We start from the raw sequence: 14,362 nt of genomic DNA on the forward strand, positions 1-14,362 counted from the left end.
GGGGGTGCGGCCATCGGCTGGGGACGCGTACGGACCATGGCAAGGTCTTTCCATGCACCGGATGGCGGCGGTCGACGCGCAGTTCTATTGGATGTCGGCCAAAATCCCCAACGACCAGTTCCTGCTCTACGCGTTCGACGGTGAACCCGCCGATCTCGGGCAGGCCATCGAGCGAATCTGCCGTCGGGCCCGCGCATGCCCGGACCTGCGGATGCGGGTCGAGGACGGGCGCGCCCTGACCTATCCGAAGTGGGTGCCGGCGACGGTGGGGCCCGAGCAGGTGGTGCGCCGCGAACTGCTCGATGGCACCTGGCGCGGCTGTTTGGACGCCGTCGTTGGCCTGGCCGGCGACCAGCTGGACGTTCGGCGGATGCCGTGGCGGCTACACGTGTTCACTCCGGTGCTCGGCATTCCGGGCGTTCATCGCCCAGGTGCGGTTGCCGTCATGCAGGTTGCGCACGCGCTGGGCGACGGCGCGCGCGCTTCGGCGATGGCGGCCTGGCTGTTTGGACGGGCGGCACCGGTGCCGTCGGTCGCCAGGTGGCGAGCGGGCCTGCTGCCGTTGCGGGCTGCGGATGCGGCACGCACCCATCGTCAGCTGGTCCGCGATACCCGGGCCGGGCCGCTGGCACCCGGGGTCGGGTCCCGGCCGCCGCTGTCCATCAATGCCCGGCCCGAGGGCGCCCGCGCGGTGCGCACGCTGGTGCGCCACCGTTCCCAGCTGCCCGGCCCCACGGTCACCGTCGCGGTGCTCGCCGCGGTGTCCGCCGCCTTGTCCGGTCTGCTCGGTGATGCTGCCGGTTCGCTTGGAGCCGAGGTGCCGATGGCCAAACCCGGGGTGCCGCATGCGCATAACAACTTCGGCAATGTGGCGGTAGGGCTGTACCCGGGGCTCGAGCGCGATGACCGGGCGCGGCGGATCGCCGCCGATCTGGCCAATGCGCGACGCCGCTTCCAGCATCCGGCGACCCGTTCGGCCGACCGGGCGTTCGCTGCGCTACCCGCGCCGCTGCTGCGTTGGGGCGTCTCCAAGTTCGATCCCGATGTCCGGCCGGCCCGGGTGGCCGGAAACACCGTGGTATCCAGCGTTGATCGCGGAGCCGCCGATCTGAGCTTCGGGGGTGCCCCGGTCGTGCTGACGGCCGGATACCCGGCACTGTCGCCGGTAATGGGGCTTACCCACGGGGTGCACGGCATCGGTGACACCGTCGCGATCAGCGTCCACGCGGCCGAGTCGGCCGTGTCCGACGTCGACGCCTATCTGCAGTTCCTGGACGCGGCGCTGTAAGTCATTGGGCATCACCGGATCTGGCCGCCTGCTCCCGAGTCATGCCCGCGGCGAGGATCAGTTCCTCGTGCAGTTCGAACCACACGGTGTGGTAGGAGTCGATGAGCGGCCGTGTCAGCCAGGCGATGTCGCCGCCGTTGACCTTGTCTAGCGCTGCAAGCAATTTCGCCGAGTACGCGCTCAACCGCGGCAGCTGTTCCGCGGCCGCTTCGATAATGGGCACCGCCCGCCGGTGCACGCCGTTGATTCGGGCCAAAACCGCGGCATCGTATTCGGCGTCGTCGTGGGTATTAGGCCTGCCGCCCTTGAGCTGCCAGTCCGTGACCACGGCCTTGAAATCGGCATTCACGGAACGGAAATCGTCGTAGACGGCGGTCAGCACGGCCGAGTCCACACCGTTGCGCTCCTCGGCGAGCAACGCGTTGAGCCGGACGCGGCCCTCGGGGCTGATCCGCAAGGTGGTGTCCTCGATCAACAGGCCGGCCGCGGTCAGCCGCCCGACCGTCTCGGCGACATCCGCGATATCGTTGTTCAACGTCGCGGCAAGATCGGGGCGACTCACCCGGCCCTTCAGCCGAACTGCTTGCAGCACAGTCAATTCGGTCATGCGTTGGCCTGCGCGTTGAGGGCATACAGCATGGTGCGCAACGGCGTCGCCGATACCACATCGGTATGACCTGCGGCCATCGCGGCCCGCACCGCGGCTTCGGAATGATCGTCGAGGTTCGGGTGATCCCCCGTGCTGTGCGCGCGCAGCGGGCTGATCCGCAACGCGATATCGGTGAGCTCACGCAGCTCCGCCGTATCGTTCTCTGACCAAGCCGATAGGCTCAGCTTGCCTTCGCGCACTTCGCCCTCATAGCCGTCGACGGTGATCTGCTTGCCGGCCAGCGACGCGGCGACTCCGTGACCGCAGCCCACCACAGCCACCCGGCCCAGTTCCCGGCTGACCACCGCCGCGTGGCTGGCGGCCCCGCCGACCTCGGTGACAATGCCTTGCGCGGACAGCATGCCCAGGACGTCTTCGGGCCGAGTGTGGTCGCGCACCAAGATGACCGGCTCGCCGCGCGCGGCGGCGTCCAGCGCCCGGTCCACGTCGGTGTACGCTGTCCCGGTCACCACGCCCGGGCAGGCCGGCAAGCCGCTGGCCAAAAGCTTTGCGGCTAGCCGTGTTTCGGGCTGCAGCGCGGGCAGCAGCAGAGTCTCGACATGTGCGGGGGTGACTCGGCGCAGTGCCTCGGTGTCATCGATGAGGCCCTCGCGCCGCAGCTGCAGCGCCAGTCGCACCGCGGCCTGCGCCGACCGCTCGGCCGCCCGGGTTTGCAGCAGCCACAGCCTGCCGTCCTCGATGGTGAACTCGATCTCCTGAACGTCGCGGGCGAGCCGTTCCAAGCTGCGGGCGGCGTCGATCAAATCGACGTAAGCCGCCGGTTGCTCATGGCTGAGGGTGGCGATGGGTTCGACGTCGACTAGGCCCGACACGACGTCGTCGCCCTGGCCGCCGGGCAGCCATTCGCCGAACGGTTCGGCCGAGCCGGTTACCGGGTTGCGCGACGACAACACTCCAGCACCCGAGTTTGTCGCCTGATTGCCGAACACCATCGCCTGCACGACCACCGCGGTACCGCTCCGGTCGGACAGACCGCAGTGGTCGCGATAGGCAATGGCGCGTGGCGAGTTCCATGAGGCGAACACGGCCTCGATGCCGGTGCGTAACTGGGCGTACGGGTCGTCGGGGGGGCTGGTGTCTGCAACGATCCGCCGGTACATACGGGTGAACCGCCGCCGGGTGTCGCGTGCGAAATCGGGCGAGCCGTAGCTGGCCAAGGCCTGTTCGACCTCGTCGTTGATGCCCAGATCCAGGATCGTGTCCATCATGCCGGGCATCGACTGCGTGGCCCCCGAGCGCACGCTGACCAGCAACGGACGCGGGCCCCGGCCAAAGGTGCGCGAGGTTTCGGCCTCCAGCCGGCTCATCCGGTCGAGCACGTCGGGCCAGATCGCGTCCATCGTCTGCTGGGGTTCGGTGAGGTACCGCACACCCACCGTGGTGGTGATGCAGAATGCGGGCGGTACCGGCAGTTTGTGCCGGCGCATCGCGTCGATCCCGTGGCCCTTGTTGCCCAGGATCTCACGCGGGTGGTTTGCGCCGCCGTCCAGCAACACCACGTTGTGTCGGGAGGGCGCGGCACCCTTGCCTCGTGGCAAACGAGTCGTGGTGCACCCCCTTCTAGCGCCGGAACGCCCGCTATGTTCCCACACGGGCTGCTGGCCTCGACGGATGATCTAGGTTTGCAGTTATGACTCCCTATGACGTCGGGTTGCTGATCCTGCGGCTGGTGCTGGGTGTGACACTGGCCGCGCACGGCATGAACAAGTTCTTCGGCGGCGGCCGGATACCGGGCACCGCGCGCTGGTTCGAAAGCATCGGCATGAAGCCGGGCACTTTTCACGCCGCGGTCGCGGCCAGCACCGAGACGGCCGCCGGGTTCGGCCTGGCGGCAGGGCTGCTCACCCCGATTCCGGCGGCGGGCTTCGTCTCGCTGATGGTCGTCGCGGCGTGGACCGTACACCGCCCCAACGGCTTCTTCATCGTCAAGGAAGGCTGGGAGTACAACCTGGTGCTGGCGGTCAGCGCGGTCGCGGTGGCCACACTGGGCGCCGGAAAGCTCAGCCTCGACTGGCTGATCTTCGGGAAGAACTGGCTCGACGGCTGGCAGGGCTTGCTGCTCTCGGTGGCGCTTGGCCTCGCCGGTGCCATCGGCCAGTTGCTGATCTTCTATCGACCGCCGGCCAAACAGGCGAGGTAGCCCGGCTGCGCTAGGGGTCGTCTTCATCCTCGTCCACCAGTAGTTTTTCGGGGTGGTGGTAGCTGTTGGTCCTCGGCTGGCCGTGGTCGAGGTGCGGCGGTGGGATCCATTCGGTGGTGCCGTCTTTGCGTTTTCGGGTGGTCCAGCCTTGTTCGGCCTGTGGGTGATGCCCGCCGCAGGCGAAGGTCAGGTCGTTGACGTCGGTGGTATGGCAGTGGGCGTAGGGGGTGCAGTGGTGCACCTCGCAGTAGTAGCCCGACACGTCGCATCCCGGCGCGGTGCACCCGCGGTCCTTGGCGTACAACACAATTCGTTGCCCAGGGGAGGCCAGGCGTGTGGTGTGATACAGCGCCAGGGCGTTGCCCTGGTCGAAGATCGCCAAATAGTGGTGGGCGTGGCGGGCCAGGCGGATCACATCGGACATGGGCAGCATGCCGCCGGCGCCGGTGCGCCCCTTGCCGGCGGCGGCCTCGAGGTCGTTGAGCGTGGTGGTCACGATGATGCTGGCCGGCAACCCGTTGTGCTGGCCCAGCTTTCCGGAGGCCAGCAGCGCGCGCAGCGCGGCGTTGAGACCATCGTGGTTGCGCTGCGCGGTGCTGCGGGTGTCGTGCCGCACGGCCTGTTCCGACGGCGCGCCGTCGATGACCGGAGTCTCATCGGTGGGGTTGCACATGCCCGGGGCGGCCAGCCTGGCCAGCACCGCCTCCACGGTGGCCCGCGCCTCGGGCGTCAGATAGCCACTGATCCGTGACATCCCGTCGACATCGTGCTTGCCCACCACCAGCGCGCGCCGGCGCGCCCGATCCTCCTCGGAGAAGTCGCCGTCGGGGTTAAGGCAGTCCATCAACCGCGCGGCCAGCCTGGCCACCTGGTCGGGGCGAAACTGGGTGGCCAACCGGGCCAGATGGGCCTCGGCCTGGTCTTGGGTCTCCACATCAACACCGACCGGCAGGCGGCGAACGACATCGCGGATCACCCGAACATGCCCGTCACCGATCCGGCCCGCCCGCTGCGCCGCCGCGGTCGCGGTCAGCCGCGGCGCCAACGGCTGACCGGTCAACGCCCGCCGCTCGCCCAGATCGGCAGCCTCGGCCACCCACCGGCTGGCCTCACCCCGGGTGACACCCAACCGGCTGGCCAACACCGACCCCAGCTTGCCGCCCAACTCCTCCTCGCCGGCCCGCTCGGCGAGCTGATTGATCAACCCATGCCGAGCCACCGGCAGCCGACGCGCCACCCGCTCCAGGCGCTCCAAAAACGCCAACCGCTCCGGGGTGGTCAACACATCAAACGACAAGCCGCACAAGCGGTCCACATCATGATCGAGCGCGTCGCAGACCTCAACGATCTCCTCACGCGTGCTCGAACCCATACCTCAATACTATGAGCCGCCACCGACAGAAACCGGTCCGCTAAAACCACTGAAACTACAGTGACACACGGGATTTCAGTGTCAGTCGGCGACTTCTATTGTTGGTCAACATGGGCTACGCCAACCGCGGCAGCAACAATGTCGGCTTCGGGAACACCGGCAACCACAACTTCGGCACCGGCAACGGGAACTCGGGTTTCCAGAACAGCGGAAGCATGAACGCGGGCTCGATCAACACCGGCGACTTCAACTCCGGTGACATCAACACCGGGTGGGCCAACTCCGGCGGTCGCAACACGGACGGTCTTAACTGGGGCAAGGCGAACACCGGCTTCGACAATATCGGCATCGAGTCTTCAACTCATGCATCGGCAACTCGGGCAACGACGACTCGGGCCTCTTCAACAAGGCGGATCCGAGCTCCGGCTTTTGCAGTCGGTCGTCGTTGGCCGAGTCCTGGCCGGTGCAATCGCGGCAAGCCCCACGATGGGGATAGCGGGGCGGCACAGGATGAGGTTTCGGTTGCCATCGCATCGGTGTTCGGCAGCTTCGGCGAGGAATTCCAGGTTGTCAGCGCCCGAACCGCTCGCGGAGGCAATTGGTGCACCGCTGCCAATGTGGTCGACCGGAGTAGCGGTTGCCCGGTGCTCTGCTGGGATGGTGATCAGCCGAGGCCCGACGAACCTTGCGAACCAGATCACTAAGTGACTGCGGCCGTTGCGGTTTCGTTGGCCATCACTTCCGATGCGGCGCGCTCGCCGGAGCGGATCGCCCCGTCGATCCACCCGCACATGATGGCCGAGCTTTCGGTGCCGGCCCAATGGACACGACCACACGGCGCACGCAGCGCGGGGCCGAATTCGGTGAGCACACCGGTTGGGGTGTGGCTGATCATCCCGCCACCCGAATACCGCTCGACGGTCCAGTTCTGTTCGTGGTACTCGACGGGCGTGGCGGCCTTGTCGCCGAACCGGCTGACGAGTTCGCCGATGACTGTGGCTTTGCGCTCGGCCTCGTCGAGTCGGGTCAGCCGACGCGCGGCAGGTCCTTCGGTGATGACGCACATGATTCCCGGATTGCCTGTGTCCGTGCAGGCGTCGATGGTCAGCGTGGCCGGGGTATGCGGCGCGGCCGACTGGCCGGACAATCCGTCGGACCGCCAGAACGCCTCGTCGTAGATGACGGATGTCTTGATGACCGCGCCGCCGGGCATCCGCTGATGTAGAAGCGCTCGATCCGCCGGCAGCATTGGCTCGTAGACGATCGAGCCCGCGATCGCCACCGGAATCGTCACGATGACCCGGCGCGCCCGCAGCGCCAGACCTTCCGCGACGACCGTGACCCCGTCGGCGTCCTGCGCGATCCGCCGGACCGGCCGCGACATATGCAGCGCGTCACCCAGTTCGGCGGCCATCGGGCGGTAGATGGCCCCCATACCGCCGACCGGGCGGGCATCCTGGGCGCCGCCCGTGCCCGAGATGACAAACGTGGGACCGCCGCCGGACGCCATCTGCAGCAGCATCCACAGCAACGACACCTCGGAGGATGCCGTGGTGTAGGGGCCGGCCAGGGCCATGTCCAGCATCTCACGGGCCGGCTTGGACAACACATTCCGCTCGAGCCAATCCCCCAGGCTGATCCGGTCCCATTCGGCGGCATCCTTTGCCTCCCAGGGGGATTCGCGCGGAATCGTCTTGCACATCTGCTCCACCGTCAGCAAACCAATGCCAAGGTTGGCCACCGCCCACGGGCTCATCGTCCAGGGCAATTTGCCGCCGTAGCGGTGCTTCTTGCCGTCGACGATCATCATGGCGTCACCGTCGTTGTGCTGCTTGTACTCGGGCACGCCGAGCTCATCCATCAACGCGTAGATCCGGTCCTGGCCCGGTCCGATCCACGCGCCGCCGCGATCGATCCACACGCCGTCGTCGCGGGTCACGGTGAAAGTGCGGCCGCCGACCCGGTCACGAGCCTCCAGCAAGGCCACCGCGCGACCGGCTTGCTTCAATCGCAGGGCGGCCGTCAAGCCGGCAAATCCCGCTCCGACCACGCAAAAATCGACATCTGCCATGCCCGGCTCCTTAGCCGATCCCCTTGGCAGCAAGCTACACCGATTGCGGTTGCCCGGTGAACGAATAGGGCAAGCTGCTGCCCGCGTTCTCGTCTACCACGACCCGTCCGCCGAGATACGGAAACGCGCGCTGGGCGCACGACGTCCGGTTGCAGATCTTGCAGCCCGCTCCGATCGGGACCGCCGTTGTCGGATCGTCGAGGACTACCCCGGTCGAGTAGACCAGCTCGCCGGCATAAGCGAGGTCGCACCCCAGCCCGACGGCAAAGCTCTTACGCTGGCCGAGGTATCCGCGGCCCTCGGGGACAGTGGTCTTGGCCACCCAGAAATACGAGCGCCCGTCGGGCATCTGCGCCACCTGCACGACGATCCGGCCCGGTTGGGCGAACGCGTCGTGCACCACCCACAGCGGGCAGCTGCCGCCCACCCGGCTGAAGTGGAACGCCGTGGCAGACTGCCGCTTTGAGATGTTGCCCGCCCTGTCGGTGCGCACGAAGATGAACGGGATCCCGCGCTGCCGCGGCCGCTGTAGCGTCGAAAGCCGATGGCACACGGTCTCGAAGCCCACCCCGAACCGGCGGCCCAGCAGGTCGATGTCATAGCGCAATTCCTCTGCGGCCCGGTGGAATTCGCGATAGGGGAGGAGGAAAGCGCCGGCGAAGTAGTTGGCCAGACCGATCCGGGCAACGGCGCGGGCCTCGATGCTGAGCTGGTCGTCGGTGGCCACGATGGCCGAGATCAACTCTGATTGGCTGAGCAGAGCGAGCTGGGTAGCGATCTGGAACGCGCGCTGCCCGGGCGACAGCCAGTGTGCGATGCGCAGCACCTTGGTTTCTGGGTGGTAGCGGCGCTTAGCGGTTTCGGGTAGGGCGTCATCGATAACGACGTTGATTGCGAACTTGTTCCGCATCAGCTGCGACAGCTGGATGTCCAATCCGCCGACGCGCATGCCGAACTCGCCGAACATGTCTTCCGCCGCCAGGTCGAGGTCGCCGATGTAGTTGTTGCGGTCGTAGAAGAAATCGCGGACCTCCTCGAACGGCATCGGTCGCTGCGGGGGCGGCTCGGCTTCGTCGGTCGCTCGAGATCGATAGCCCTCCAATTCCTCGGTGGCATCGCGTAACCGGCGGTGCATGGCAACCAGGCTGCGGCCGACCTCAGGCATCCGGGCAACGAACTCCTCGATCTGGTGTTGGCTGATTGCACGCTCGGCGGTTTCGGTGAAGACGGCGTTGAGGTCGGCCACCAACCGGGCGTCGGAATCGGAGGCGAAGTACTGGGGTGGCAGGTCGAAGCGCTCGGTGAGCGCAAGCAGCACCGGCACGGTGATGGGGCGCTGGTCGTTCTCCAACTGGTTGACATAGCTGGTGGACAGGTCCAGGGTGCGGGCCAACGCCGCCTGAGTGAGGCCGCGTTCTTGACGCAGCCGCCGCAGCCGGGCCCCCGAAAAAGTCTTCGCCACCCTTGAAACGGTACTCCAATTCGAGTTCACAAAGTTCGCAACTTACGCCGTATAAGGACACAAAAATACGCATTTACAGGCACTTTTCGGCCGGATGCGCAGTGCGTAGCGTGCGGATTGTGCAGATACACGACGTACGGTCCAGGCGCAGCGCTGACGATTTCCCCCGCACCGAGCACCTGGCCTACAAGATCGCCGAGGTCGCCACCGATCCGGTCGCGGTCGAGCCGGAGACCACCGAAATGCTGCTGAACCGGATCATCGACAACGCCGCTGTCAGCGCCGCGGCGGTGCTGCGCCGGCCGGTCACCGTCGCCCGCCAACAGGCGCAGGCCCACCGCACGCGACGGGGGGCACGGGTTTTCGGCGTGGGCGGCTGCTATGCCGCGGAATGGGCGGCGTGGGCCAACGGTGTCGCGGTGCGCGAACTGGATTTCCACGACACGTTTCTGGCCGCGGAGTACTCCCACCCCGGCGACAACATCCCCCCGCTGGTGGCCGTCGCCCAGCAGCTCGGCGTGCGCGGCGCGGACCTGATCCGCGGCCTGGCGACCGCATACGAGATCCAGATCGACCTGGCCCGTGGAATGTGCCTGCACGAGAACAAGATCGACCATGTCGCCCATCTGGGCCCGTCGGTCGTCGCCGGCATCGGGACCATGCTGCGACTGGATACCGAGACCATCTACCACGCGATTGGACAGGCCTTGCACCTGACCACCAGCACCCGCCAATCCCGCAAGGGCGCGATCTCCAGCTGGAAGGCCTTCGCGCCCGCGCACGCCGGCAAGGTCGCCATCGAGGCGGTCGACCGGGCGATGCGCGGTGAGGGGTCGCCGGCACCGATCTGGGAGGGTGAGGACGGCGTCATCGCCTGGCTGCTCGGCGGCCCCGACCGCACCTACCGGGTGCCGTTGCCGGCTCCCGGCGAACCCAAGCGCGCCATCCTGGACAGCTACACCAAGGAGCACTCCGCGGAGTACCAGAGCCAGGCGCCGATCGACCTGGCCCGCCGGCTGCGCGAGCGCCTATCCGGCCTGGAAGGCGGCCTCGATCAGATTGCGACGATCGTGCTGCACACCAGCCGGCACACCCATGTGGTGATCGGAACCGGCTCCGGGGACCCGCAGAAGTTCGATCCGGACGCGTCCCGGGAAACGCTCGATCATTCGCTGCCCTACATTTTTGCCGTCGCACTACAGGACGGCAGCTGGCACCACGAACGCTCCTACGCTCCCGAGCGGGCCCACCGGCCCGACACCGTCGAGTTATGGCACAAAATCGCCACCGTCGAGGATCCCGAGTGGACCCGCCGCTATCACTCGACCGATCCGGCCGACAAGGCGTTCGGGGCGCGGGCGGAGGTGACGCTGAAGAGTGGTGAGGTGATTGTCGACGAACTGGCGGTGGCCGACGCTCATCCGCTGGGCGCCCGGCCGTTCGAGCGCAAGCAATACATCGAGAAGTTCGCCGAACTCGCCGATGGTACGGTGGAACCCTTTGAGCAGCAAAGGTTCCTGTACACCGTGGACAACCTTGCCGATCTCAGGGCCGGCTCGCTGGGCGAGCTGAACGTGTCGGTCGATCCGCGGGTGCTGGACAAGGCGCCGGTGATTCCGTCGGGAATCTTCCGGTGACCGTCGCCACCGGTAAGCGCGCGACGTTTCGGGCTGGCCTTAATTCCGGTCGGCTGCAACGTCTTCCGGGTGCATTCTCGCCGCTGGTGGCCAAAGCGATAGCCGAGAACAGCTTCCAAGGGGTCTATGTTTCCGGCGCCGCGCTTTCCGCCGACTTCGGATTGCCCAACATCGGGTTGACGACGCTGACCGAGATGGCCGACTTCGAGAAGTTCCGCGCCGCGGTTGACATTCCGCTGCTGGCCAACATGACCGAGTTCGGCAAGTCGCCGCTGCTGACCGCGCGGCAATTGGGTGACATCGGCTACAACGCGGTCATCTACCCGGTCACCACGTTGCGGCTGGCGATGTTCGCTGTCGACGCGGATCTGCGTGAAATCTGCTTAGCGGGAACGCAATCCGCGCTGCTGGGGTGCATGCACCACCGATGTCGGCTCTACCAGCTGCTGGTTACGCCCCCACACCCGAGGAGGCACAGCCATGACCGCGCCAGCCGTTGAAATCCGTAAGGGCCTCGCCGGTGTGGTGGTGGACACCACGGCCATCTCCAAGGTGGTGCCGGAGACCAATTCGCTGACCTACCGCGGATATCCCGTGCAGGACCTGGCGGCGCACTGCAGTTTCGAACAGGTCGCCTTCCTGCTCTGGCGCGGCGAGCTGCCGACCGACGCGGAGCTGGCGCTGTTCTGCGAACGGGAACGCGCCGGCCGCCGGGTGGACCGGTCGATGCTGTCGCTGCTGGCCAAGCTGCCCGACAACTGCCATCCGATGGACGTGGTGCGCACCGCGATCAGCTATCTGGGCGCCGAGGATCCCGACGAGGACGACGAATCGGCGAACCGGGCCAAGGCGCTGCGCATGCTCGCGGTGTTACCCACCATCGTCGCCGTCGACATGCGGCGCCGTCGCGGGTTGGCCCCGATCCCGCCGCACAGCGGGCTGGGGTATGCCGAGAACTTCCTGCGGATGTGCTTCGGTGAGATGCCCGAACCCGCCATCGTGTCGGCGTTCGAGCAGTCGATGATCCTGTACGCCGAACACGGTTTCAACGCGTCGACGTTCGCCGCGCGGGTGGTGACGTCGACCCAGTCGGACATCTACTCGGCGGTCACCGGGGCGATCGGCGCGCTCAAGGGTCGGCTGCATGGCGGTGCCAACGAGGCCGTCATGCACGACATGATTGAGATCGGCGACCCGGGCAACGCGCGGGAATGGTTGCGCGGCAAGCTCGCCCGCAAGGAGAAGATCATGGGCTTCGGGCACCGGGTGTACAAGCACGGTGACTCCCGGGTGCCGACGATGAAGCAGGCGCTGACCCGCGTCGCCGCCGTTCGTGACGGCCGGCGCTGGCTGGACATCTACAACGTGCTGGAGGCGGAGATGCTGTCCGCCACCGGCATTAAGCCCAATCTCGACTTTCCCACCGGGCCTGCGTATCACCTGATGGGATTCGACATCGCCTGCTTCACACCCATCTTCGTGATGAGCAGGATCACCGGCTGGACCGCTCACGTCATGGAACAGGCGGCGGCCAACGCGCTGATCCGGCCGCTGAGCGCGTATTCGGGGCGCGAGCAGCGGACGCTGCCCCGCCTGCGAGCCTGACGACTGTCGCCCTGGGTGCCGCCATCCCGGCCAGCGCCGCCGGGGCCGCCCTTGGCTCGGGTGCCGCCACTGGGAGCGCCTCCGATGCCGAAGTCGCCGGTCTGGCCCGCACCGCCGTCGCTGCCGGCGCCGCCGGGGGTGGAAGCGCCGCTGATGACAGGTGAATCGTAGGCAAGTCGGTCGGGTAACTGCTTCGGTTGTCGCTCAACGCAATTCCGGTGCTACACTGCTGCATCGGAACGAGCGCAGCTGCAGGCCGGCGGCCACGATCAATCCGCTCAAAGCATTGACTACCCGTCGTGCAAAATGCACAGAGATTCGGACCGCGCACACCCCTGGAACCTGTTCTAATCTGTCGAACCATGGGATTTCTGAAGCCCGACCTGCCGCAGATCGACATGACCGAATGGAGCAAGGGCACCCGCAGCGAGAAGATCCGTCCGATGGCCCGGCACTGGGCCGAGGTGGGCTTCGGAACGCCGATGGCACTGCACCTGTTCTACGTGGCCAAGGTCCTGCTCTATATCCTGGCTGCCTGGCTGATCGTGGTCACCACCAAGGGCATCCAGGGATTCACCGACGTCACGGCGTGGTACGCCGAGCCGATCGTGTTTGAGAAGGTCGTGCTCTACACGATGCTTTTCGAGGTGATCGGGCTGGGCTGCGGCTTCGGGCCGCTGAACAACCGGTACTTCCCGCCGATGGGCTCGATCCTGTACTGGATGCGCTTCGGCACCATCCGGCTGCCGCCGTGGCCCGATCGCGTCCCGCTGACGCAGGGCACCAAGCGCAAGCCGGTGGATGTCGCGCTGTACGCGCTGCTGCTGATCATGTTGCTGGCGGCGCTGTTCGCAGATGGCACCGGCCCGGTACCGGAGCTGGGCACCACGATCGGGCTGCTGCCGGTCTGGGAGATCGTGCTGATCCTGCTGCTTCTCGGCGTGCTGGGGCTGCGCGACAAGGTGGTCTTCCTGGCCGCCCGCGGCGAGGTCTACGCGACGCTGACGGTGACCTTTCTGTTTGGTGTCGACATGATCGTCGCCGCCAAGGTGGTGTTCCTGGTGATCTGGATGGGTGCGGCGACGTCGAAGCTCAACCGCCACTTCCCGTTCGTGATCTCCACGATGATGTCCAACAACCCGCTGTTCCGGCCTCGGTTCGTCAAGCGCATGTTCTTCGAGAGGTTCCCCGACGATCTGCGGCCCGGACTCCTGTCTCGGATCTTCGCTCACGTCAGCACTTTCGTCGAGATGTGTGTGCCCGTGGTGCTGTTCTTCTCCCACAGCGGCTGGCCCCTGGCGGTGGCCGCGATCGTGATGGTGTGCTTCCACCTCGGGATCCTGACGGCGATCCCGATGGGCGTCCCGCTGGAGTGGAACGTGTTCATGATCTTCGGCGTGCTGTCGCTGTTCGTCGGCCATGCCCGTCTCGGCCTGACCGACCTGAAAAACCCTGTGCCGGTGGCGATTCTGTGCGCCATGATCGGGGGGATCGTGATCGCGGGCAACATGCTCCCGCGCAAGATCTCGTTCTTGCCCGCCATGCGCTATTACGCCGGTAATTGGGACACCACGCTGTGGTGTGTCAAACCCTCTGCGGAGGACAAGATCGATAGGGGCATCGTCGCGATCGCCAGCATGCCGGCCGCACAACTGGAGCGCTACTACGGCAAGGAGCGCGCCCAGATCCCGATGTATCTCGGATACGCGTTCCGCGCCATGAACTCTCACGGCCGGGCGCTGTTCACGCTGGCGCACCGGGCGATGGCGGGCCAGAACGAGGACGACTACGCCATCATCGACGGGGAACGCATCTGCAGCACCGCCGTCGGATGGAATTTTGGCGACGGCCACATGCACAACGAGCAACTGATCGGTGCGATGCAACAGCGCTGCCGGTTCGAGCCTGGCGAGGTGCGGATCGTGCTGCTCGACGCGCAGCCCATCCACCGACAGACCCAGCAGTATCGGTTAGTGGACGCCGCGACCGGTGAGTTCGAGCGCGGCTACATCCGGGTGGCCGACATGGTGACCCGGCAGCCCTGGGCCGACGACGTGCCGGTCCACGTGCTATAGCCGGCGAGCAGACGCAGAATCGCACGCACGCGTGGCGTGTCG

12 protein-coding genes are annotated in these 14,362 nt (G+C 66.7%); 7 read left to right on the forward strand and 5 right to left on the reverse strand.

The window, feature by feature from the left end; all coding sequences use genetic code 11:
* The first annotated feature begins 52 nt into the window (after window positions 1–52).
* Window positions 53–1,288, forward strand: a complete 1,236-nt coding sequence (locus G6N24_RS03510; protein ID WP_232070685.1) for a WS/DGAT domain-containing protein — start codon at window positions 53–55, stop codon at window positions 1,286–1,288.
* A gap of 1 nt (window position 1,289) precedes the next feature.
* Here G6N24_RS03510 and G6N24_RS03515 read toward each other — a convergent pair whose 3' ends face one another.
* Window positions 1,290–1,895, reverse strand: a complete 606-nt coding sequence (locus tag G6N24_RS03515; protein ID WP_085160474.1) for a MarR family transcriptional regulator — start codon at window positions 1,893–1,895, stop codon at window positions 1,290–1,292.
* Window positions 1,892–3,457 (reverse strand): pyruvate, phosphate dikinase, encoded by a 1,566-nt coding sequence (locus G6N24_RS03520; RefSeq protein ID WP_085160472.1) that lies wholly within the window; start codon window positions 3,455–3,457, stop codon window positions 1,892–1,894. Before G6N24_RS03520 ends, G6N24_RS03515 begins: the two co-directional genes overlap by 4 nt.
* A gap of 131 nt (window positions 3,458–3,588) precedes the next feature.
* Here G6N24_RS03520 and G6N24_RS03525 point away from each other — a divergent pair, with 131 nt between their 5' ends.
* A complete protein-coding gene (locus G6N24_RS03525) occupies window positions 3,589–4,098 on the forward strand; it encodes a DoxX family protein (protein WP_085160470.1) in 510 nt (169 codons plus the stop codon).
* 10 nt (window positions 4,099–4,108) lie between these two features.
* Here the strand turns inward: G6N24_RS03525 and G6N24_RS03530 are convergent, their stop codons facing one another.
* A complete protein-coding gene (locus G6N24_RS03530; RefSeq protein ID WP_163745404.1) occupies window positions 4,109–5,470 on the reverse strand; it encodes an HNH endonuclease signature motif containing protein in 1,362 nt (453 codons plus the stop codon).
* A gap of 215 nt (window positions 5,471–5,685) precedes the next feature.
* Here G6N24_RS03530 and G6N24_RS25670 point away from each other — a divergent pair, with 215 nt between their 5' ends.
* Window positions 5,686–6,174, forward strand: coding sequence for a PE domain-containing protein (locus G6N24_RS25670; protein ID WP_232070687.1), 489 nt, complete (start codon window positions 5,686–5,688; stop codon window positions 6,172–6,174).
* Here the strand turns inward: G6N24_RS25670 and G6N24_RS03540 are convergent.
* Window positions 6,171–7,541, reverse strand: a complete 1,371-nt coding sequence (locus G6N24_RS03540) for a flavin monoamine oxidase family protein (protein ID WP_085159839.1) — start codon at window positions 7,539–7,541, stop codon at window positions 6,171–6,173. The genes G6N24_RS25670 and G6N24_RS03540 overlap by 4 nt on opposite strands.
* A gap of 34 nt (window positions 7,542–7,575) precedes the next feature.
* The gene (locus G6N24_RS03545; protein ID WP_085159841.1) at window positions 7,576–9,003 is read right to left on the reverse strand and encodes a short-chain fatty acyl-CoA regulator family protein; all 1,428 of its coding nucleotides are present in this window, start codon (window positions 9,001–9,003) and stop codon (window positions 7,576–7,578) included.
* 119 nt (window positions 9,004–9,122) lie between these two features.
* Here G6N24_RS03545 and prpD point away from each other — a divergent pair, with 119 nt between their 5' ends.
* From prpD to G6N24_RS03565, 4 genes are all read left to right on the forward strand, one after another.
* Window positions 9,123–10,640 carry a 2-methylcitrate dehydratase PrpD gene (gene prpD / locus G6N24_RS03550; protein ID WP_179963463.1) on the forward strand — a complete coding sequence of 506 codons (1,518 nt, stop codon included), beginning with the start codon at window positions 9,123–9,125 and terminating at the stop codon, window positions 10,638–10,640.
* Window positions 10,637–11,140 carry a beta/alpha barrel domain-containing protein gene (locus tag G6N24_RS03555; RefSeq protein ID WP_085159845.1) on the forward strand — a complete coding sequence of 168 codons (504 nt, stop codon included), beginning with the start codon at window positions 10,637–10,639 and terminating at the stop codon, window positions 11,138–11,140. The genes prpD and G6N24_RS03555 overlap by 4 nt, the downstream gene beginning before the upstream one ends.
* Complete coding sequence (locus tag G6N24_RS03560) at window positions 11,121–12,245, forward strand: bifunctional 2-methylcitrate synthase/citrate synthase (protein WP_085159847.1); 1,125 nt, start codon at window positions 11,121–11,123, stop codon at window positions 12,243–12,245. The genes G6N24_RS03555 and G6N24_RS03560 overlap by 20 nt, the downstream gene beginning before the upstream one ends.
* A 362-nt stretch (window positions 12,246–12,607) precedes the next feature.
* The gene (locus G6N24_RS03565) at window positions 12,608–14,320 is read left to right on the forward strand and encodes a DUF3556 domain-containing protein (protein ID WP_085159849.1); all 1,713 of its coding nucleotides are present in this window, start codon (window positions 12,608–12,610) and stop codon (window positions 14,318–14,320) included.
* Window positions 14,321–14,362: the final 42 nt, after the last annotated feature.

The sequence above is a fragment of the Mycobacterium lacus genome (assembly GCF_010731535.1).
Classification (GTDB): Bacteria; Actinomycetota; Actinomycetes; order Mycobacteriales; family Mycobacteriaceae; genus Mycobacterium; species Mycobacterium lacus.